At 68.8% G+C, this 20,458-nt stretch carries 21 protein-coding genes and 1 pseudogene; 15 read left to right on the top strand and 7 right to left on the bottom strand.

The annotated features are described in order from the left end of the window. Window positions 1-37: 37 nt before the first annotated feature. Entirely contained in the window at window positions 38-1,237 is a 1,200-nt protein-coding gene (locus tag P1K88_RS06365) for a DHH family phosphoesterase (RefSeq protein ID WP_276413442.1), read from the top strand. Between the two features lie 48 nt (window positions 1,238-1,285). Beyond that, the gene (locus tag P1K88_RS06360; RefSeq protein ID WP_276413440.1) at window positions 1,286-2,371 is read left to right on the top strand and encodes an aldo/keto reductase; all 1,086 of its coding nucleotides are present in this window, start codon (window positions 1,286-1,288) and stop codon (window positions 2,369-2,371) included. Here P1K88_RS06360 and P1K88_RS06355 read toward each other — a convergent pair whose 3' ends face one another. Next, window positions 2,372-2,542, bottom strand: a complete 171-nt coding sequence (locus P1K88_RS06355) for an HVO_0758 family zinc finger protein (RefSeq protein WP_276413438.1) — start codon at window positions 2,540-2,542, stop codon at window positions 2,372-2,374. A 115-nt stretch (window positions 2,543-2,657) separates the two neighbouring features. Between P1K88_RS06355 and P1K88_RS06350 the strand changes: the two genes are divergently transcribed. The 4 genes from P1K88_RS06350 to P1K88_RS06335 all read left to right on the top strand — a co-directional run bounded on the left by P1K88_RS06350 (window position 2,658) and on the right by P1K88_RS06335 (window position 6,131). After that, on the top strand, window positions 2,658-3,794 hold the full coding sequence (locus P1K88_RS06350; protein ID WP_276414122.1) for an MFS transporter: 1,137 nt from the start codon (window positions 2,658-2,660) through the stop codon (window positions 3,792-3,794). Window positions 3,795-3,875: 81 nt separating this feature from the next. Beyond that, window positions 3,876-4,382, top strand: coding sequence for a DUF7109 family protein (locus tag P1K88_RS06345; protein WP_276413437.1), 507 nt, complete (start codon window positions 3,876-3,878; stop codon window positions 4,380-4,382). A gap of 25 nt (window positions 4,383-4,407) precedes the next feature. After that, entirely contained in the window at window positions 4,408-5,025 is a 618-nt protein-coding gene (locus P1K88_RS06340) for an NUDIX hydrolase (RefSeq protein WP_276413435.1), read from the top strand. Continuing rightward, window positions 5,025-6,131 carry an NAD(P)/FAD-dependent oxidoreductase gene (locus tag P1K88_RS06335; protein ID WP_276413433.1) on the top strand — a complete coding sequence of 369 codons (1,107 nt, stop codon included), beginning with the start codon at window positions 5,025-5,027 and terminating at the stop codon, window positions 6,129-6,131. The genes P1K88_RS06340 and P1K88_RS06335 overlap by 1 nt, the downstream gene beginning before the upstream one ends. Before the next feature lie 28 nt (window positions 6,132-6,159). On the opposite strand, the gene P1K88_RS06330 is transcribed toward P1K88_RS06335, so the two are convergent. Continuing rightward, window positions 6,160-6,597, bottom strand: a complete 438-nt coding sequence (locus P1K88_RS06330) for an Hsp20/alpha crystallin family protein (protein WP_276413432.1) — start codon at window positions 6,595-6,597, stop codon at window positions 6,160-6,162. Then, a complete protein-coding gene (locus P1K88_RS06325; RefSeq protein WP_276413430.1) occupies window positions 6,594-6,752 on the bottom strand; it encodes a DUF7559 family protein in 159 nt (52 codons plus the stop codon). The genes P1K88_RS06330 and P1K88_RS06325 overlap by 4 nt, the downstream gene beginning before the upstream one ends. Before the next feature lie 96 nt (window positions 6,753-6,848). Between P1K88_RS06325 and P1K88_RS06320 the strand changes: the two genes are divergently transcribed. From P1K88_RS06320 to P1K88_RS06310, 3 genes are all read left to right on the top strand, one after another. Next, window positions 6,849-7,646: a DUF429 domain-containing protein gene (locus P1K88_RS06320; protein WP_276413428.1), complete on the top strand. Its 798-nt coding sequence runs from the start codon at window positions 6,849-6,851 to the stop codon at window positions 7,644-7,646. Between the two features lie 164 nt (window positions 7,647-7,810). Further along, the gene (locus tag P1K88_RS06315; protein WP_276413426.1) at window positions 7,811-9,574 is read left to right on the top strand and encodes a radical SAM protein; all 1,764 of its coding nucleotides are present in this window, start codon (window positions 7,811-7,813) and stop codon (window positions 9,572-9,574) included. 109 nt (window positions 9,575-9,683) lie between these two features. After that, on the top strand, window positions 9,684-11,504 hold the full coding sequence (locus P1K88_RS06310) for a flippase-like domain-containing protein (protein ID WP_276413425.1): 1,821 nt from the start codon (window positions 9,684-9,686) through the stop codon (window positions 11,502-11,504). A gap of 37 nt (window positions 11,505-11,541) precedes the next feature. Here P1K88_RS06310 and P1K88_RS06305 read toward each other — a convergent pair whose 3' ends face one another. Further along, a complete protein-coding gene (locus P1K88_RS06305; protein ID WP_276413423.1) occupies window positions 11,542-11,802 on the bottom strand; it encodes a hypothetical protein in 261 nt (86 codons plus the stop codon). Between the two features lie 97 nt (window positions 11,803-11,899). Here P1K88_RS06305 and P1K88_RS06300 point away from each other — a divergent pair, with 97 nt between their 5' ends. The 4 genes from P1K88_RS06300 (at window position 11,900) to P1K88_RS06285 (ending at window position 15,619) form a co-directional block, all read left to right on the top strand. Next, a complete protein-coding gene (locus tag P1K88_RS06300) occupies window positions 11,900-12,205 on the top strand; it encodes a hypothetical protein (protein ID WP_276413421.1) in 306 nt (101 codons plus the stop codon). A gap of 283 nt (window positions 12,206-12,488) precedes the next feature. Beyond that, window positions 12,489-13,454 carry a transcription initiation factor IIB gene (locus tag P1K88_RS06295; protein WP_276276564.1) on the top strand — a complete coding sequence of 322 codons (966 nt, stop codon included), beginning with the start codon at window positions 12,489-12,491 and terminating at the stop codon, window positions 13,452-13,454. A 412-nt stretch (window positions 13,455-13,866) separates the two neighbouring features. Then, complete coding sequence (locus tag P1K88_RS06290; RefSeq protein WP_276413415.1) at window positions 13,867-14,907, top strand: DNA-methyltransferase; 1,041 nt, start codon at window positions 13,867-13,869, stop codon at window positions 14,905-14,907. Between the two features lie 22 nt (window positions 14,908-14,929). After that, entirely contained in the window at window positions 14,930-15,619 is a 690-nt protein-coding gene (locus P1K88_RS06285; protein ID WP_276413413.1) for a type I 3-dehydroquinate dehydratase, read from the top strand. Between the two features lie 378 nt (window positions 15,620-15,997). Here P1K88_RS06285 and P1K88_RS06280 read toward each other — a convergent pair whose 3' ends face one another. Next, window positions 15,998-16,969 carry a phosphoadenosine phosphosulfate reductase family protein gene (locus P1K88_RS06280; protein WP_276413412.1) on the bottom strand — a complete coding sequence of 324 codons (972 nt, stop codon included), beginning with the start codon at window positions 16,967-16,969 and terminating at the stop codon, window positions 15,998-16,000. 163 nt (window positions 16,970-17,132) lie between these two features. Here P1K88_RS06280 and P1K88_RS06275 point away from each other — a divergent pair, with 163 nt between their 5' ends. Then, complete coding sequence (locus P1K88_RS06275; RefSeq protein WP_276413411.1) at window positions 17,133-17,747, top strand: stage II sporulation protein M; 615 nt, start codon at window positions 17,133-17,135, stop codon at window positions 17,745-17,747. A gap of 86 nt (window positions 17,748-17,833) precedes the next feature. Here P1K88_RS06275 and P1K88_RS06270 read toward each other — a convergent pair whose 3' ends face one another. Next, on the bottom strand, window positions 17,834-18,433 hold the full coding sequence (locus tag P1K88_RS06270; protein ID WP_276413410.1) for a DUF7110 family protein: 600 nt from the start codon (window positions 18,431-18,433) through the stop codon (window positions 17,834-17,836). Window positions 18,434-18,635: 202 nt separating this feature from the next. Then, on the bottom strand, window positions 18,636-18,956 hold the full coding sequence (locus P1K88_RS06265; protein WP_276413408.1) for a 2Fe-2S iron-sulfur cluster-binding protein: 321 nt from the start codon (window positions 18,954-18,956) through the stop codon (window positions 18,636-18,638). A gap of 103 nt (window positions 18,957-19,059) precedes the next feature. Between P1K88_RS06265 and P1K88_RS06260 the strand changes: the two are divergent. Continuing rightward, window positions 19,060-20,433: pseudogene (locus P1K88_RS06260) on the top strand (geranylgeranyl reductase family protein). Window positions 20,434-20,458 lie beyond the last annotated feature (25 nt).

Here is a 20,458-nt window from a genome sequence, read left to right as displayed (position 1 = left end):
GGGAACCTTCTTATCGGTGCCCGAAGCATCCCAAGGTATGCTACTGGTGGCCGCGGGGCTCCCCGAGTCGATAGTCGGGGCGGTGCTCGGGTTCACCACGTCGAACCCGCTGCTCGCTGCCGGCATCCTCGTCGGGGCGCTCGTTCTCGGCGGCGGCGCTGCGTGGCTGTACCGGTACCTCACACGACCCGTGGTCAAGCGGTTCCAATCGGTCCTCGCGGGGTACGACGAGGTGGCGGTGCTGATGCACCCCAACCCCGACCCGGACGCGATGTCCTGTGCGCTGGCCGTCGAGCGACTGGCTCGGGCGGTCGACACCTCGGCGTCGCTGCTGTACTCGGGGGAGATACGCCGCCCGGAGAACCGCGCGTTCGAGACGGTCCTCAACCTCGAGTTCGACCGGATCGAGACCCGCAGCGACATCGAAAGCGGCGCCGTGGTGCTGGTCGACCACAACGAACCGCGCGGGTTCGCGGGCGCCAGCAACGTCGACCCGATCGCCGTCGTCGACCACCACCCCGGCGGCGGGACCGGCAGGCGGTTCACCGACGTCAGGAACGAGACCGGTGCCTGTGCGACCATCTTCGCCGACTACTTCAGCGACCTGGACTGGGAGTTCCGGGAGGTCGACGTGGACCCGACCAACGACGGACCCGACCTGCAGGACATCCCCGACGCCTGCGTCCCGAGCCACGTCGCGACGGGGCTCGTCTACGGCATCCAGTCTGACACCCGATCGCTGACCAACGGCTGTGCGCCCGCGGACTTCTCGGCGGCCGCGTACCTCTACGACGGGATGGACGGCGACCTGCTGAACCGCATCGCGAACCCCCAGATAGACGCCGAGGTCTTAGAGGTAAAGGCACGCGCGATAACCGAACGGGACGTCCGGGCCCCCTATGCCGTCAGCGACGTGGGCTCGGTCTCGAATTCGGACGCGATTCCACAGGCCGCGGACGAACTCGAGACGCTCGAGGGCGTCTCCGCCGTGGTGGTCGTCGGCGAGAAGGACGGCACGATACGCCTGGCGGGGCGGTCACGGGACGACCGGGTCCACATCGGCCGCGCCATCGAGGCGGTCACCGACGACATCCCGATGGCGGAAGGGGGCGGCCACGCCCGGATGGGCGGGGGGAAAATCTCCGTCGAGTACATGAACGGTCTCGGACCCGGCGAGGGCATCTCCCGCGACGAGCTGGCCGAGCGGTTGTTCGAGGCGATGGGCGGCGAGCGCTGACGGCCCGGAATCTCGCCCCTTTTGTCCCGTGGGCCCGAACCTGCGGGTATGGTGACACGGGAGGCGACCTGGGCGTACCGGGACGACCACGACGACTTCGCGCGGACGTACTTCCGGCGGTTCGGTGCGGGCGTCGTCTCCAGCATCGGCGTCGGCACCTACCTCGGTGACCCGACCGACGAACGCGACGCGGCCTACCGCGGGGCCATCCGGAGCGCGCTGGAATCGGGGATCAACGTCGTCGACACGGCCATCAACTACCGGCACCAGCGCTCGGAGCGGGCCGTGGGAGAGGCCGTCGCCGACACGGACGTCGACCGGGACGCCGTCCTCGTCGCGACGAAGGGCGGGTTCGTCCCCTTCGACGGCGAGCGCCCGGCGAACCCGGAGGCGTTCGTCCAGTCCGAGTACGTCGACACCGGCCTCGCCGACCCCGAAGACCTCGTCGGCGGCCAGCACTGTCTCGCGCCGGGGTTCGTCGACGACCAGGTCGACCGCTCGCTCGCGAACCTCGGCCTCGACGCCATCGACCTCTACTACCTGCACAACCCCGAGACACAGCTGGCAGAGAACGCCCGCGAGACCGTCTACGACCGGATAGAGGCGGCCTTCGAGGTCCTCGAACGCCGGGCCAGCGACGGGGACATCTCCCACTACGGGGTCGCGACGTGGGACGCCTTCCGCGTCCCGGCCGACCACGAGCGGTACCTCTCGCTCCCGGAGGTCGTCGAGCGGGCGCGGTCGGCCGCGTCGGCCGCGGACAACGCCGCGACGCACCTGCGGGCGATACAGCTGCCCTTCAACGTGTTCATGGCCGACGCCTTCACGGTCGAGGCCCACCGCGGTGCCGAGGGCGCCCAGTCGGCGCTGTGGTTCGCCCACGAGGCGGGCCTGGACGTGTTCACGAGCGCCTCAATCATGCAGGGGCGACTGGTGACGGAGATGCCCGAGGCCGTCGCGGCGGAAGTCGACGGGGAGACGCGGGTCCAGCGCGCAATCAACTTCGCCCGGAGCGCCCCGGGCGTGACGTCGTCACTGGTCGGGATGGGGACCCCGGACCACGTCGGCGAGAACGTCGACGCGGGACGGTACGAACCGCTTGGCGCGAACGCCTTCGACGCCGTCTTCGAGTAGCTATCCGATCTCCTTCCACTCGGTGCCACACTCGGGACAGACCCGGACCTTCCAGACCTCGTCCGGGCGGCTCTCCGTCGAGAGCGTCTCTCCGCAGTTCGTACACGAGAGGCGCCCGTAGCTGTCTTTCTCGACGTCCCCGGCGCGAAGCGCCTTCCTGACCGAATCCATACCCGTGCTCTGTCACCAGCGGACAAAAAGCCCCCGCCCTTCCGGAACGCTTCTTGTCTTCGCCGAACCAGGCCCAGTCGTGTCCCGACGGACAGTCTTTGGCTCCCTCCTCGGCCTGGTCTTCCTGGTCAACCTCGCCCGCGTCGTCTTCGCCCCGCTCATCGAACCCATCCGGGCCGCGACGGGCGCGGGCGACGCCACTCTCGGTCTCCTGGCGACGCTGGTCTGGGCCGGGAGCGCACTTCCGCGGCTCCCGACCGGGTACCTCCTGACGCGGGTCAGCCGGCCGACGGTGGTGTTTGGGTCGGGCGTCGTCCTGACCGCCGGGGCGACGTTCATGGCCCTGACCACCGACCCGGGACTGCTGCTGGTCGGTGGGTTCACGATGGGGCTCGCGAGCGGCGTCTATCTCATCGCGGCGAACCCGCTCATCACCGAGCTGTTCCCCGAGCGCCCAGGCCGGGCCCTGGGGCAGCACGGTGTGGCCGCCCAGGTGGCCGCCGTGGTCGCGCCCCCACTCGTCTCCGTGGCGCTCGTGGTCGGCACCTGGCGGACGACCCTCCGGGGGCTGGCGGTAGCGGCGGCACTCATGACCGTCGTCTTCACGCTCGTCGCGCGGCGGGCCGAGTTCCCGGCCGCGGGCGCCGAGGACACCGACTTCGCGGCCGCGGTTCGGGCCCAGTGGCGCCTCGTCCTCACCGGCGTCCTGGCCATCGGCGCGACGACGTTGGTCTGGAACGGCGTGTTCAACTTCTACGTGACGTACCTGGGAACGCTGTCGCTCTCCGGGGAGACGGGACGGCTCATGCTGCTGGTCGTCTTCGCGGCGGGCGTCCCCGCGTTCTACGTCAGCGGCCGACTGGCCGACCGCCTCCCGAACGTTCCGTACCTCCTCGCGCTCATCGTGGCTTTCACCGGCTGTATCCTGGTGTTGCCGGCCGTCGGCGGTCGCTGGCCGCTGGTGGCGTTCAGCGCCGTACTGGGCTTCGTCAGTCACAGCATCTTCCCGGCAGCCGACACCTACCTTCTCGGTTCGCTCCCGAACCAGCACCGGGCCAGTGCCTACGCGGCCTACAGCGGCGGGATGATGCTGATACAGTCGCTCGGGAGCGTCGTCGTCGGGACGCTCCTGGACGCCAGCGTCTCATTCCCGGCTATCTTCGGCGCGATGGGTGCCGGCCTGGTCGTGCTCACCGGCGCGTTGCTCGTGCTGTACGCCGGCGGCCGCCTCCCCACGAGCGTGCAGGGATGACCGGCTGGCGGTGAGCAACACCCCTCGCACCCCGGTCGGACGTCCAACAGTCTGAAGCCCTTCGCCCACGGGTGAGCAGGTATGGACCCGACACCCGACGAACTCGCGGGCGTGGTGGACCTGTTCGGGGCGCTGACCCGTGCCGAACTCGGCCAGGCCTGTGCGGAGCTGGCCTTCAAGCGCGGGGACCGGGTCGACGCCGACGCGTTCGAGTCCAGTATCGACGACGCCGTCGCGTCCTACCACCTCGTCGCGGTCACTGACCACGACGCCGACGTCGACGCGCCCCTGCTCGTGGCTGGCCCGACGGCCTTCGCGACGCTCCCGGACGGGGCCGGTGACCTCCCGCACATCCTCGACGTGCCGGAGCGTGCCCTCGACCGGGACGCCGTCGTCGCGGCCGCCGAGGACCGGTTCCAGGAGGACGCGATGCTCGCGGCCAAGGCCGAGGACCGCGAGCGCGTCGCCGAACTGGTGGATATCAGTTACGACCTGGACGCCTGGGGTCCCGTCGCCGTCGACGGCATCCGCGAGCGACTCGACAGCGTCTGCGAGGCCCGGGACAGCGGGGAGCACGAACGGAATTAAGAGCGTCCGCACCATCCGGTCTAGCATGGACTTCGACCGGGTGGCGGCATACGACCCAATCGTCGTCGAGGACGAGCAGCGGGAAGCCGCCGTCATCGCGCCGGTCGTCACGCGTCCGGAGGGGCCCGCGATTCTGTTCACCAAGCGGGCCGACCACCTCACCGACCACCCCGGACAGATGTCGTTCCCCGGGGGCGGGCGCGAACCGGAGGACGACGACCTGCTGGCGACGGCCATCCGCGAGGCCAACGAGGAGATCGGCCTCGACCCGATGGCGGTCAACGTCGTCGGCCGCCTCGACGACATCCGGACGATAACCCACTACTCGGTCCGCCCGTTCGTCGCGCGCATCCCCGACCGCGAGTACCTCCCCAACGACGAGGAGGTCGCGGAGGTCGTCACCCTCTCGGTCGCCGACCTCACCGACCCGGACAACTACGAGTCCGAACAGCGCGACCACCCCTACTACGGGGAGATCCGCCTGCACTTCTTCTACGTCGACGGCTACACCGTCTGGGGGGCGACCGCGCGGATGCTCGTCCAGTTGCTCGAACTCACGACCGACTGGCGGATGCCGCCCGAACCCGACCGCTACACCGGCCCGGACGACGACCTGCCGCCGAGCGTCCGCGACCAGGTGTGATGCGCGTCGCCGTCGTCGGCGGTGGGGCGGTCGGACTCGTCGCCGCCGCCGACCTGGCCCGCCGCGACGCCGCCGTCGTCTGTTACGAGCGCGGCGAGCTCGGGAGCGGGGCGACGGGGCGGGCCGCCGGCATCTGTTACGACGCCTTCGCGGACCCGCTCGACGCCGCCGTCGCCGACCGGGCGCTGACCCGCTACCGCGAGTGGGGCCTGCTGGAACCGTGTCCGTACGTCTGGGTCGCCCGCGACGACGCCGACGCGCGAGCAGTCCGGGAACAAGTCGACCGGATGCAAGCCCTGGGCCGTGCCGTCGACCACGCCGACGGTGCGACGCTGGCCGACCGCTACCCCGCGCTGGAGACCGAAACGATAACCGCGGCGGGCGTCGCCACCGACGCGGGCCTCCTCGACCCGGAGCGAGTGGTCGAGACGCTCGCCGCCCGCGCTCGCGAGGCCGGCGCGACACTCGAGTCCGGGACGCCGGTGTCGCTCTCGGCGGCCGACCCGCGGACGCTCTCGACGCCCGCCGGCGAGGAGCGGTTCGACGCCGTCGTCGTCGCCGCGGGGTGGGCCACGAGGCGACTGCTCGCCGCCGCCGACGTCGCAATCGCACTGAAGACCTACCGGGCACAGGTGCTCGAGACGACGCCGGTGGACGCGACGCTCCCGTCGCTGTACGACGCGACCCGGGAGTTCTACTGGCGGCCGCGGGGCGGCGGCCTGCTCGTCGGCGACGGCGCCCACGAAGCGTCACCCGACGGGTGGAACCGCGACGCCGACCCCTCGTTCCTCGAGTCGGCGCTGGGTCGCCTCGGCGCGACGACGACGCTGGACCCGGGTGTCGCTCGCTCGTGGGCCGGTCTGTGTACCGCCACGCCCGACCGGGATCCGCTCGTGGGTCGGGTCGCCGACGGACTCTGGGTCGCGACGGGGTGGCAGGGCCACGGGCTCATGCGAGCGCCGGCGATGGGCGAGTATCTGGCCAGTCGCGTCCTGGGGACCACACACCCAATCGACGCACGGGTCGCGGCCCGCCTCGACCCGACGCGGTTCGACGGGACCGAGCCGTTCGACGCGCTCGGCGACCCGACCCGCGACTGGGAATAAGGGGCGCCCAGACGTCCTGACCGAGCGCTCAGGCCTCGTCGTCCGCCGCGTCGTCGTGGACCGTGTCGGCGTCGTAGTCGGCCGTCTCGACGGCCCCGTCTTTCGGGATGGTGACCTGCAGCGTCCCGTTTTGCTTCAGCGTGGCCGTCGCCGCCTCGGGGTCGACGACGGCGTCCTCGGGCAGCGTGACAGAGCCGTCGAGCGCCAGGCCGCGACCCGGATAGCGCATCTCGAACCCCTCGTGGAAGTCCCGGAACCGGTCGATTCGGACCTCGACGCGGTCGTCGACGTAGCGCACCTGCACGTCGCTCGACACCGCGCCCGGGGCGTCGAAGACGACCAGATAGGCGTCGTCGGCCTCGAGCAGGTCGGCTGGCAGGGGCTTGTTCTCCTGGACGCGACTTGACGCGCGCCCGAGGTTGCCGAAGATGGCGTTGCCGATGGACTCGCCGATATCTCGCATCATACCTCGATGGCCTCCAGGGTCTCCGTCTCGCCGCAGTACGGGCAGTGGAAGTCCGACACGCCGGTCTCGTCGGGCATGTCGTAGGTGTAGTGGAGTTCGAACATGTCCAGCGTACAGTCGTCGTTGTTGCAGACGAGTTCCAGGGTCGCGGGCATACCATTCTGTTGGCACGTCCCGGACAAACCGCTTTCGGACGCGTTCGAACCGTCCAGTTCCAAACATTGATAATAGCGGGACCTAACAACTCGTCTATGGGTTCCGGTGTGCTGGGCGTGGACTTCAGCGGTGCCAGGGGGGCAGGGGACGCACTCTGGGTGACGGAGGCGAACCACACGGCGACCGGACTGGTCGTCGAGGACTGTTACCGTGCGAGCGACGTGTGGGGTCGGGACCGCGAGTCCGCCTACGAGGGCCTCGTCGAGCGAATCACCGACGACGACGTGACGACCGTCGGCCTGGACTTCCCGTTCAGTCTCCCGCAGGTGCTGCTGGAGGACCTGTGTGGTGGCGACTGGACGGGCTTTCTCGAGTGGGTCGCGGGGAGCACGGGCCCGGCCGACCCCGCGGCGTGCTCCTCGCGGTGCCGGGAGCGCGCCGAGGCGCTCACCGGCGCGCGCGACGTGCGCCGGGAAACTGACCTCCAGCGCGCGGCGCTGTGTCCCTACACCAATCGCGTCCGAAGCATGACCTACCACGGGGCGCGGGAGGTTCTGGGTCGCCTCGCGCCCCGCGAGGACACGGCCGTCGTCCCGATGCAGGGCGACGACGCCGCGACGAGGGTCTGTGAGGTGTATCCGGCGGCGACGTTCGGCTGGCTCGGGTGCTACCGCGAGGGGTACAAGAACGTCGACGGCGCCAGCGAGCGGCGGGCACACAACCTCCGGACGGTCGAGGCCTGCAGCGTGACCGTCGGCGACCACCGCGGGACGTACCTCGAGAGCCACGACGCGCTGGACTCGCTCGCCGCCGTCGTCTCGGCCGCGCGGGTCTGTGACGGGTCCCGGCCCGACCCGGTCGGCCCCGACGCCGAGGGCCACATCTACGTCTGAATCGCGGCGCGGGCGCCCGTCGTCGGAGCGACCTGCCCGTCCAGGGAGGCGGACCGTCCGACGGTGACACTCGTCCCGAGAGAGGGCCCCACAGGGACGATGCGTTCCACGGGCGGCGAGGGCGACCAGACACCGTTTTAGGCGTCGGGCGACAACCCGCGTCCATGACCGACCCCGACACCCTCTCGGTGACCATCGTCGACGGCTACGTCGACGAACCCGCGCACTTCGGGGTCCCGCCTTACGTCTCGACCTACCCGCGCTACGCCGCCGGCGCGCTGGTCGACGCCGGGGTCCCCCGCGAGCAGATCACGTACCACACGATCGACGCGCTCCGGGAGGACCGCCACCTGTGGCGCGACGTCGAGGAGGCCGACCTCATGGTCTACGTCGGGGGGATGACCGTCCCCGGCAAGTACGTCGGCGGGACGCCCGCCGAACCCGACGAGGTCCGGGAACTGGCCTGGACGGCCGACGGCACCTCCATCATCGGCGGGCCCGTCCGCTTCGGCGTCGGCGAGGCCAACGAGGGGGCCAGCGAGACGGCCCGCGACGATCTGGACTTCGACTTCCTGGCGATGGCCGACGTCGAGGCGGCCGTCTACGACCTCGTCGAGTCCGGCCTTGAGGGGTTCAACGACCGGTATCGCGACGTCGAGGAGGAGACCCGCTGGGCGCGTGCCGGCGCGTTCGTCGTCGAACAGCACCCCAACCACCCCGACTACCTCATCTGCGAGATGGAGACCTCCCGGGGCTGTCCGTACCGCTGTTCGTTCTGCACGGAGCCGATGTACGGGAACCCCGACTTCCGGCCGCCCGAGAGCGTCGTCGACGAGGTGGACGCCCTCTCGGACCGCGGCGTGAGGCACTTCCGCCTGGGCCGGCAGGCCGACATCCTCGCCTACGGCGGCGACGGCGAGGCTCCCAATCCAGACGCCCTGCGGCGGCTGTACGGCGGCATCCGCGAGGTGGCTCCGGACCTGGAGACGCTCCATCTCGACAACATGAACCCCATCACCGTCGTGAAGTGGCCAGAGAAGGCCCGCGAGGGGATCCGCATCATCGCCGAGCACAACACCCCCGGCGACACCGCCGCGTTCGGCCTCGAGTCGGCCGACCCGAACGTGATGAGCGACAACAACCTCAACGTCACCGCCGACGAGTGCTTCGAGGCGGTGAAGGTGGTCAACGAGGTGGCCGGCTTCAGACCGGGCGGGGACGGCGACCCGCTACGCGGGTCGGACACGCGAGCGGCATCGCCGCGAGCGAGAGACTCGGCGCCCAACCACGGCGAGGACGCCGCCCGTCGCCTGCCCAAACTCCTGCCGGGCATCAACCTCGTCCACGGGCTGAAAGGCGAGACCAGGGAGACCTTCGAGCACAACAAGCGGTTCCTCCAGCGGGTCTACGACGCGGGCCTGATGCTGCGCCGGGTGAACATCCGGCAGGTGATGGCCTTCGAGGGAACCGACATGGCCGAGACCGGCGCGGAGATCGCCCACGACCACAAGAAACTGTTCAAGCAGTACAAGCGGGAAGTCCGGGAGACCATCGACAACCCGATGCTCAAGCGCGTCGCGCCGCCGGGAACGGTCCTGCCGGACGTCCACCTGGAGTACCACCAGGACGGCAAGACCTTCGGCCGGCAACTGGGCACCTACCCGCTGCTCGTGGGGCTTCCGGGCGAGCGCGACCTCGGGACGACGCTGGACGTGGCCATCACGGGGCACGGCTACCGCTCGGTCACCGGCGTGCCCTACCCGCTGGACCTGAACTCGGCGTCGATGGGTGAACTCGCGACGATCCCCGGCGTCGGCAAGAGTCGCGCGGGCGACATCGTCGTCGGTCGACCCTACCAGTCGGTCTCGGAGGTCGGCGAGGACCTCGCGAGGTTCGTCACCGCCCGGCCGCCGCCGAAGGCGGACTGAACGGCCCGACCGACGCGGGCGGGAACGCGACCGCCCAGTCGGCCCGTCGCCGTGACTGCGGTCGAAGCGAACAGAAGGTACTTTTGCGCCGCTCGCACATCCCGAAGTAATGAGCGACGGAGTCGATGTGAGCGTCGTCCTCCCCGCCTACAACGAGGCCGACACCATCGAGCGGACCGTCAGCGTCACGCTCGAGACGCTCGACTCCTTCCTGCCCGCAGGATCCTACGAGGTCATCGTCGCCGAAGACGGCTGTGCCGACAGGACTCCCGAGATCGCGGCGCGACTCGCCAGCGAGGACGACAGGGTTCGGCACGTCCACAGCGACGAGCGCCTGGGTCGTGGCGGTGCACTCGAGTACGCCTTCGAGCGGGCGGCCGGCGAGACGCTTGTCTACTTCGATACGGACCTCGCGACGGACATGCGCCACCTCGAGGAACTGGTCGAGTCCGTCCGGACGGAGGGGTACGACGTGGCGACGGGGTCGCGCTGGATGCCCGAGAACCGCGCGGACCGGCCCGCGAAGCGGGGCATCCCGAGCTTCGGGTACAACACGCTCGTCCGGACGGTCCTCCGGTCGGACCTGCGAGACCACCAGTGTGGCTTCAAGGCCTTCGACCGGGCTGTGCTGGAGTCGCTGTTGCCCGCGGTCGGCGACGAGCACTGGTTCTGGGACACCGAGGTGCTGGTGAAGGCCCAGCGCCGGGGCTACCGGGTCAAGGAGTTCCCCGTCGACTGGACGCCCAAGGGCGACTCGAAGGTCGATATCGTCCGCGACGTCTTCGGGATGGGGAGCCAGATCCTGCGGACCTTCTGGGAGCTGTCGGTCAGCCCCCGCATCACCCGCCGGGTGTCGCTGGGGGCGGGAACGATGCTTGTCGTCCTGGCGCTCGTGTTGATGACCCAGTACCTCGACCCCCAGGCGGTGCTGACCCGGATGGCCGGCGCCGACCCCGCTATCGTGCTGGCGAGCGCGCTCGTCTACCTGCTCTCGTGGCCGCTCCGTGGTTCCCGTTACCGCGACATCCTCTCGTCGATGGGGTACCGGGAGCGCTGGGGTTTCCTGACCGGCGCGGTCTTCATCAGCCAGACCGGGAACCTCGTCTTCCCGGCCCGCGCGGGCGACGCCGTCCGGGCCTACGTGGTGAAGGCCCGGCGCTCGATCCCATACCCGACGGGCTTTGCCTCGCTGGCGGTCGAGCGCGTCTTCGACCTGCTGACCATCACGCTGCTGGCCGGCGTGGTGTTGGTGGCCCTCGCGGCGACGGGGTCGGCCGACCAGCTGCTCGTGGCCCTGACCGACGGGGCCGTCGGGGGCGACACGGCCACCAGCGGGCGGACCGCCATCACCGTCGCCGCCGGGGTGGGACTGGCCGCCATCACTGCGGTAGCGGCCATCGTCGCCAGCGCACGCACCGACCGGAACTTCGTCCGCCGGACTGTCGGGGCGCTGAGCCAAGACTCCTACGCCGACTACGTCGCCGGCGTCGTCGAGCGGTTCGTCGGCGACGTCCAGACGGTGGCCGCGGACGCCTCGGCCTTCGGCCGCGTGGGCGGTGCGAGCCTCCTCATCTGGTCGCTGGACGTGGTGACGGCGCTGGTCGTCTTCGCCGCCTTCGGCATCGAAGTGACGCCCGCCATCGTCGCGGTCGGTTTCTTCGCTGTCAGCGTCGGGAACCTGGCGAAGGTGCTCCCGCTGACGCCCGGCGGCGTCGGCCTCTACGAGGGGGCGTTCACGCTCATCGTGGCCGCGCTGACCCCGGTCGGCGTCGCCGCCGCGCTCTCTATTGCCATCGTCGACCACGCGGTCAAGAACGTCGTCACCATCGCCGGCGGGGTGGCCTCGATGGCGTGGCTCAACGTCTCGCTGACGAAGGCAGTCGAGGAGTCACAGAGCGCGGGGGACGTGGAGGTCGAAGCGGACGATTGACTCGGTCGACCCGCTTCGCGTGGTCGAGTGGTGGTCGTCATCCCGAGTACTCGTCGGTCACGTCCCGAGACTCGGCCTCGCCGCGTGGGACCCGGAAGGCCGTGACCACCGACCGCTCGGCGTCGAAACTGGGATCAGTCTTCTCGACGGCGTAGCCGACGTACGTGCAGTCCTCGCGCGTGTACTCGACGATCTCGATGTCGTCCGAGACGTCCTCGGAGATGTCGTCGAGGGTCTCGGCGTCGCCCGAGAGGTCGGCGGGGACCGCGTCGAGCGAGTCGTCCGTGTGGTCTGGCATGCGTAGGCGAACGCCCCACGGAAAATAAAGCCACGCCGTCGGCGACCCGGAGATGTTCGCGACGGGGACTACGGTCCGTCCGGCCCGAGAGTGGGGTATGACCGACCGGACGGCGAAACTCAGCCAGCTGGCAGCCGACCTCCGGGCGTCCGACGGCGTCGTCGACGCCTTCCTCGCGAAGAGTTTCACCGACCGACTGCTCATCCTGGACGTCAGCGGTGGGGATCCGGTGCCCGACGCAGTGTCGGCGCGACTGGCCGAGAACGGACTCCGTGCGGCCGAGGAGGTCTACGGCGACGACGAGACGGCCCGGTCGTTCGCCGGCGTCGTCGGCGACGCGGCCCGGCACCACTTCGTCGACGTCCAGACGCGCGGGCGCCACCAGTCCGACACGGTCGAGTGAGCGGGCCCGCGACGGGTGTGAGTGCGTGGCCGCGGGTCACCGCCCGGTCGGTAGCGACACAGATGCACGCAGCGCACGTGTGATACCGGGCGTTCGGGCCCGCACGTGTGCTTTTTGAATGGTCGTGAGAAAGTGACACAGACGCGGGCGTCGACGGGTGAAACGGTGTTCTCCGTCGCGATACCAGAGCGTTTAAATGGCTTTCGAACGCAGGAAGGTTTACCGACAGCCGCCGGGTTTCTCGGGAAGCTTCCAGCCCGGTGAGCACCCGCCCTCGCAACCAATGAGTGACCATACACGACTGCGACAGCGAACCGAGGAAACGACCACGGAGTCGACCGAATCGACTGCGACCGCCTGCCCTGAATGTAGCGGCTCGCTCGTCATGGACGACGAGCACGGCGAGACGGTCTGTGAGGACTGTGGCCTCGTCGTCGAGTCCGACGAGATAGACCGCGGCCCCGAGTGGCGCGCGTTCGACTCAAGTGAGAAAGACGAGAAGTCCCGCGTCGGCGCGCCGACGACGAACATGATGCACGACAAGGGCCTCTCGACGAACATCGACTGGCGCGACAAGGACGCCTACGGCAACTCCCTGTCGAACAAGCAGCGCCAGAAGATGCAGCGCCTCCGGAAGTGGAACGAGCGGTTCCGCACCCGCGACTCCAAGGAGCGCAACCTCAAGCAGGCGCTCGGCGAGATCGACCGCATGGCCTCGGCACTCGGCCTCCCGGAGAACGTCCGCGAGACTGCGAGCGTCATCTACCGGCGCGCGCTCGACGAGAACCTCCTGCCCGGCCGCTCCATCGAGGGGGTCTCGACGTCCTCGGTGTACGCCGCCGCCCGCCAGGCCGGCGTCCCCCGCTCGCTCGACGAGATCACCGAGGTCTCCCGCGTCGAGAAGAGCGAGATCGCCCGGACCTACCGCTACGTCGTCCGCGAACTTGGCCTGGAGGTCGCGCCGGCCGACCCCGAGAGCTACGTCCCCCGCTTTGCCTCCTCGCTGGAACTGTCCGACGAGGCCGAGCACCGCGCGCGCCAGCTCCTCCAGAACGCCAAGGAACAGGGCGTCCACTCCGGGAAGTCACCGGTCGGCCTGGCCGCCGCGGCCGTCTACGCCGCCGCCCTGCTGACCAACGAGAAGACCACGCAGGCAGCCGTCAGCGAGGTCGCCGACATCTCAGAGGTCACCATCCGCAACCGGTACCACGAGCTGCTGGAAGCCGAGCAGGACCTGCCGGTCGCCTGACCTAGGAAAGAGGTCGCGGCGCGAGGTAGTGTTTAGTTACGCGATTGTAAGTGCGAACAGCCAGAAAGCCCCGGCTGGCTCCAGTCGGGGGCCTCGCTGCGCTCCTCACTCACTACGTTCGTTGCGGTGCTTGCGTCGGCCGCCTTCCCGGAGCCAGCCGCCCCTTTCAGTCCCACCCATGCCGGTTGGTCAGCCAGCATGGGCGGGACTGAAAGGGGCCGCGCTCTCAGCGAACCCCGGCGACGTAAGCACTGGACTGAGCGAGCGAAGTGAGCGAAGGAAGCGCGCAGCGAGCCGCGGGAGTTGGGAGCGCGGGGGCTTTCTGGCTCTCTAACCCGATTCCTCATAATATAAACACTACAACTGGCGACAACCGCAAGAACCGAGTCCCGCCCCCGTCTCGACCGTTGATATGGAGACGACACATCGGATCGTCACGGGGGACGCCCGCGAGATTCCGCTGCCGGACGACAGCGTGGAACTCGTCGTCACGTCCCCACCCTATCCGATGATAGAGATGTGGGACGACATCTTCGGGGCCCTCGACCCGGCCATCGCGGACGCCCTCGCGGCCGGCGACGGCGACCGCGCCTTCTCGCTGATGCACGACGTCTTGGACGAGGTCTGGGCCGAGGTAGACCGCGTCCTCGCGCCCGGGGGCATCGCCTGCATCAACGTCGGCGACGCGACCCGCTCGCTGTCCGACGGCTTCCGCTCGTACCCGAACCACGCCGAGATAACGTCCCGACTGACAGCGCGTGGCCTGCGGGCGCTGCCGGACATCCTCTGGCGCAAGCCGACCAACAGCGGCGCGAAGTTCATGGGCTCGGGGATGGTCCCGCCCAACGCCTACCCGACGCTCGAACACGAGCACGTGCTCATCTTCCGCAACGGCGAGCGCCGTCGACTGGAACCCGGCGCCGACCGGCGCTACGAGAGCGCGTACTTCTGGGAGGAGCGCAACGAGTGGTTCTCGGACCTCTGGGAGTTCCCCGGCGAGGTCCAGGACCTAGACGAGGGTGTCCGCGACCGGTCGGGAGCCTATCCGCTCGAAGTCCCGTACCGCCTGCTGTCGATGTTCTCGGTGTACGGCGACACCGTGCTCGACCCGTTCCTGGGGACGGGGACGACGACGCTCGCGGCGATGGTCGCCGGACGGAACTCCGTGGGCGTCGAGCGAGACGCTGACCTGGTCGCCGCGCTCGACCGGCGAGTCGCCGACGTCCCCGAGCGCTCGGCGGGGGTGGCCCGCGATCGCCTGATCGCTCACCGCGAGTGGGTCCGGGCCCGTCGCGAGGCCGGCGAGAAACCGGGCTACGAGGCCGAACACTACGACTTCGCGGTCAACACCAGACAGGAGGAACAGATCCGCCTGTACGCCGTCGACGAGGTCGACGCGACCGGCGAGGGGTACCGGGCGACCCACGCACCCATCGAGGCAGGGACGTTTTAGGCCGGCGCGGCGAACGCCCGGTATGGACTTCAGCTCGTTTACACTGCTCGCGGCCGGCGACGACCTGGGGATCGAACCGGCCGCCCGCGAGGACGCCGACGGGGTCGAACTGCGCATGGACATGGCCGAGGCGCCACTGGCCCAGCTCGAGGCCTACGACGGCGAGCTCCCGGTGCTCGTGACCAACCGCGTCGAGTGGGAGGGTGGCGGGACGGCGGACACGGCCGAGCGACTCGACACACTGGAGACGGCCGTCGAGTTCGACGCCGTCGAGGCGGTCGACCTGGAACTCGCGGCACTCGAGGGGGAAGGGGACCACGATGCGAGCCGGGTTGCGGCCCACGCCCGCGACCGCGGGGCGTCGGTGGTCGTCTCGGCGCACGACTTCGAGGCGACCCCCGACCGTGCGACACTCGTCGACCGGCTGGAACGGGCCTGTGCGGTCGGGGACGTCGGGAAGGTAGCGACGACGGCCCACACCCCCGACGACGTGCTGGCCGTGCTGGCCGCGACCCGGGTGCTGACCACCGCCGGCGAGCGCGTCGCCACCATGTGCATGGGCGAAGCCGGGCGCCACTCACGGGCAGTGGCGCCGCTCTACGGGTCGAAGATCGGGTACGCGCCGGTCGACCCCGCTGTGGCGACGGCACCGGGCCAGTACGACCTGGCGACGCTCCGGGACCTGGTCGAGCAGCTGGCGAGCGAGGAGTAGCGAGAGGAGAGATCGCGGTGCCGAAACGACCCGTCTCTACGGACCGCTCGGTCGACTACGACCCGGGGACCGGTCGTTCGTCCCCGCGGTCGCTACTCTGCGCCGTGTGCCGGCACGAATCCGCAGTTCTGACACCCGCGGTGTTTCGTCGTCTCGTAACTCATCGGCTCGCCGCAGTCGGGACAGTCGTAGGCTCGAACTGACATACGTCACCCTATATTTCGACGGCTACTAAATTTTTATACGACAATCGACGAACCCACAGTCGCCCGGATCCCGCTCGTAGAGCCGGACCGGACACTGAACAGACGGTCAGTGCGTGAGAAACCGGAACGGAGTGAGACGGGCGTCGAAATTACCCGTGGGTGACGCCGGGGGTTACATGTAGCCGAGGTCGCGCAGGCGCTCCATCAGGTCCTCCTTGTCCTGGGCGCGGCCGGCGCGCTCGGTCGTGTTCGCCATGTCCTGCAGCCAGGCGGGATCGTCGTCGGACTTCTTCGTCGAGACCTCGCTGCCCAGCGAGCGAAAGCCCTCGAAGTACTTCGGGGAGACCGGGATGTCGTCCTGTTCGATGCCCTCGGGCAGGTCGTCGAAGCCCTGCGGGACGTACCCTTCCTCGGGGTAGCCGGAAACGGTGTCGGGGACGACGAAGTGCCAGAAGGCCTCCCAGACGTCGGCCTCGGCGAACTGGAGTATCGGCTGGATTCGGTCGTGGGGCGGGTAGATGTCGGGGTTGTGCCGCGGCGAGAAGAACGTCTCGTCGGCGCGGGACTCCTGTTCGTCCCAGCGGATCCCCGAGAGGATGCCGTCGACGTCGTACTCCTCGATGGTGTCGTTGAGCGCGACGGTCTTCAGCAGGTGGTTGCCGACGTAGGTGTCGAGCAGGAACGGGAAGGAATCTTCCTCGTACTCCAAGATGTTGCGCACGTGGTGCTGGTTGTGCTCGGAGAGGGCGTCGATGGGGATGTCGTCGCCCGGTTCGAGGCCGTGCTCGTCGACGTAGTCACCGACGTCGGTGTTGCGCGCCCAGATGACGTCCAGGTCCCACTCGTCGGCCCAGTGCTTGACGAACTCGATGAGCTCGTCGAAGTGCTGGTAGTGGTCGATGAAGACGACCGGGGGCACCTCGAGGTCGAAGCGGTCGGCGACCTCCTTGACGAAGTACAGCGTCAGCGTCGAGTCTTTCCCGCCGGTCCACATGACGACCGGGTTCTGGTACTCCTCGAGGCCGTGCTTGGTGACCTCGATTGCCTTCTCTATCTTGTCGGTGATCGCCGGGTAATCTGTGGCGGTCTGTTTCTCGCCGTCCTCGTAGTCGACGTCGAGGTAATCGGGGAAGTCGTCGATCATCGTGTAATGAGATATAATTAGAGGCTTGTAAGTATTTTTTGGGTTCTCGAGTGGTATGGGAGGAAAGGACATACCTACTGGCGAGTGGGACCGCCGTCGCGTCCCCGTAGGCACTCTCTACGCCCCCGTTCTTTTACTCGTGTCGCCCCTGCGTCCAGACAGGATGACCGACCGTATCGCGTCGACCGCCGGCATCTACCGGCGCTGGGTCGCCCTGTACGTCCCCGTCGCGGCAGTCCTGCTCGGGGCCAGCACCGCCGTCGGGTTCCTGCTGGGGGCCGCGGTCCCCGTCGAGTCGCTACCGACGGCACCCGACGGCGGTGCGAACCCGTTCGTGCCGAGCGAACTGACGACCACCGCCATCGCGGTGAACAACCTCACGGCGATGCTCGTCATGCTGCTCGGGGCCGTCACGCTTGGCATCGTCTCCGTGTTCGGCCTCGTCCTGAACGGCCTGCTCATCGGCGCGGTGGTGGGCCTGGCCCTCCAGGAACTGCCCGTCGTTGTGGTACTCGCCCTGCTGGTCCCCCACGGGATTCTCGAGATTCCGGCGCTCCTGCTCGTCGCGGCCGTCGGCCTGCGCTTTGGCAGGTTGACCGTCCGCTACCTGCGCGACCGGGAACCGGAACTCGTGACCGAGCGGCGACTCCGGGAGGCCGGGTGGCTCGTCGCCCTCGCGACGGGGCTAATCCTCGTTGCCGCGTACATCGAGGCGACCATCACGCTCCAGGTCGCCGAACGGGTCGCCGGTGGGGCCATCGGTCCTGTCGGGCGCTGACGGCGCGGCGGCGTCAGTCGAGGCCGGCGGGCGAAGGACGCGTCGCTCGCGAACGCGCGGCAGGCGTCGGACCAATCCGGACGCGACTAGTTGATGAACTCGTTGTCCCGCCAGTTGACACCCTCGTTCTCGTCGTCGTCGGACGGGTCCTCGACGACGTTGATGGAGGCGGGCAGTTCCTCGCCGTCGACGATGCGGACGGCGGTCAGCTCGTCGTCGACGGCGGCGATAGCCGTCAGCGTCCCTTTCTCGGCCACCTTCGCGATTTCACACAGTACCTCGAACATCTCGTACTGGAGGGCGGTGTTCTGGAGCACCGTCTCGCGGTCGCCCTTGAAACAGGCGTACTCGACGAGCTCGGACTCGATCTCCTCCTCTTCCTCCTCGAGGGTACCCCACTGTGGCCCCCCGCTGCTCCCCGTGCTGGCCGCGCCGGGCGGCCCCATCTCGTCGGGGTCCTCCTCGTAGACCCGATTCTCCGTGACGCTGGCCTTGAGCTGTGCGGTCGGCGTGTACTTGCTCATCGTCTCGTCCTCGGCGACGGCGCTGACGATGAGCGTGTTGTTCCGGCGGGTGATGTCAATGTCCGCGATTTCGGGAGGGAGTTTCGGGTCGTCGAAAAAATCGTATGCGTCTTCCAGTGGCAGTTCAAGTGTCGAATGTAGTCTGTATACGCGACTGGTCATGGTTAGGGGAAGGTGTCAATCGTCGCCGGCCGTCCGCTGACACTGCTGTCACCACCACATAGGAACCACACGCTTATATCACCTGCCCTTTATTGTGCTAGGTCATGTCATTCTATTGGCGTCCGGTTCGAACGGTGGGTCCGGCCGCGAATGGGCTTCACTGGGGTCTCGAAAAATCGGGTTTCCGGGGCCTACCGGTGGGTCAGTCGTCGGCCGAGACGGCGTCGCCGGCCTCCGCTTCGATGCTCGGCGGGTAGACACCCCGGTCGAGTTTCAGGTCGGACTGGGGTCGGGCCATGCAGGTCAGCGCGTAGTTCTCTCGCTCGCGTTCGGTGAGGCCGCGCGCGGCCGGCTGGGTCACCTCGCCCTCGACGATGTGGGCCGAACACGCCAGGCACATCCCCACGCGACAGGAGTACTCTTGGGCGATGCCCTCCTCGATGCACCGCGAGAGGATGGTCTCCGTGTCGGCGACCGTGACGGTCTCGCCGGTCCCGACGAATTCGACGGTGTACTCGGTCATGTCCCGCCGTTCGGAACCACCCGTCAAAACTCTTGTCTCCGAGGCTGACTGGCCGAGACCGACAGTCGGAACGGTTTTCTCTCTCCGGCTAGCAGGCACCACCATGAGCAGTCACGAGTACGACGTCGTCGTCGTCGGGGCGGGCACGTCCGGGTGTTACGCCGCCGCGACGCTCGCCGACGGGGGGTACGACGTCGTCGTCGTCGAACGGAAGGACGCCGAGGAGGCGGGCCACATCGCCTGCGGGGACGCGCTGAAGGGGGCCAGCGACTTCCCCGAGGCCATCCCGAAGTCCTAGCTCGAACCCGCGTTCACCAACACGGGCGTCGACCACGGCCGCTTCGAGATTCCACAGGAGGACGCCGTCCTCGAGATCCCGGTGCCCGGCGAACTGGCTGTCATCGACCGCTGGGAGTACGGCCGCCGGGTAATCGACGGGGCCGAGTCGAAGGGCGCGGACTTCCACTACGACACCGTCGTCCAGGACGTCGAGCAGGACGCCGACGGGCGCGTGACGGGCATCACCGCGGTGCGAAAGGGCCGCGAGGCGACCTACGAGGCGGCCCTGGTCGTCGACGCCGCCGGCGCGCTCTCCCTGTTGCAGGACAAGACGGACTTCGAGGGGGCCACCTTCGACACCAACGTCCGGTACTCGCAGTTCTGTTCGGCCTACCGCGAGATAATCGAGGTCGACGAACCCGTCGAGTGGGACGACGCCCTCGTCTTCAAGCCGACCGAGCGCTCGGCGGGCTACCTGTGGTACTTCCCGCGTACGTCGACGGAGATCAACGCCGGCCTTGGCTTCCAGATGAACGAGGAACCGATGGAGCTGGTCGACGACCTGAAGGCCGACCTGGAAGCGCGCACGGAATTCCAGGGTGCGACGGTGACGGACAAACTCGGGGCGGCACTCCCCACCCGGCGGCCCTACGATTCGGCGGTCGCACCGGGCTACATCGCCGTCGGCGACGCGGCGGGCCACGTCAACCCGACGACCGGCGGCGGCATCGCCGGGGCGGCCTACGCCGGGAAGTACGCCGCCGAGCAGGCAATGGAGGCCATCGAAGACGACGCCACGGGCGACGAGGCGGCCCTCTGGGAATACAACGAGAACGTGATGGACCACTTCGGCGCTCGCTACGCGGCGCTGGACGTCTACAACATCTTCACCACCGCCTACGACGTCGACGACCTGATGGGCCTGCTCGCTGCGCTCCCCGGAGAGAAACTCGCCGAGGCGCTCTACGGCGGGTCCACGGACCTGAGCCTCGGTCTGAAGGTGAAGACGGCGATCAAGAGCGTCGGTCACTGGGGCACCATCTACGATCTCTATCAGACAAAGCGACTGGCCGACCGACTGCTCGACCACTACGAGGCCTACCCGAGCGACCCCTCCGGGTTCGACGCCTGGCAGCGCGAGCGCGACGCCATCATGGACGACGTCTACGAGCTCACCGGTGCGGACCCGAAGTACTGACACGTCCGTGACTGACCGTTCTGCG

The sequence above is a fragment of the Haloarcula halobia genome (assembly GCF_029338255.1).
GTDB classification, from domain to species: domain Archaea; phylum Halobacteriota; class Halobacteria; order Halobacteriales; family Haloarculaceae; genus Haloarcula; species Haloarcula halobia.
This window is presented reverse-complemented; position numbering and strand designations above follow the sequence as displayed.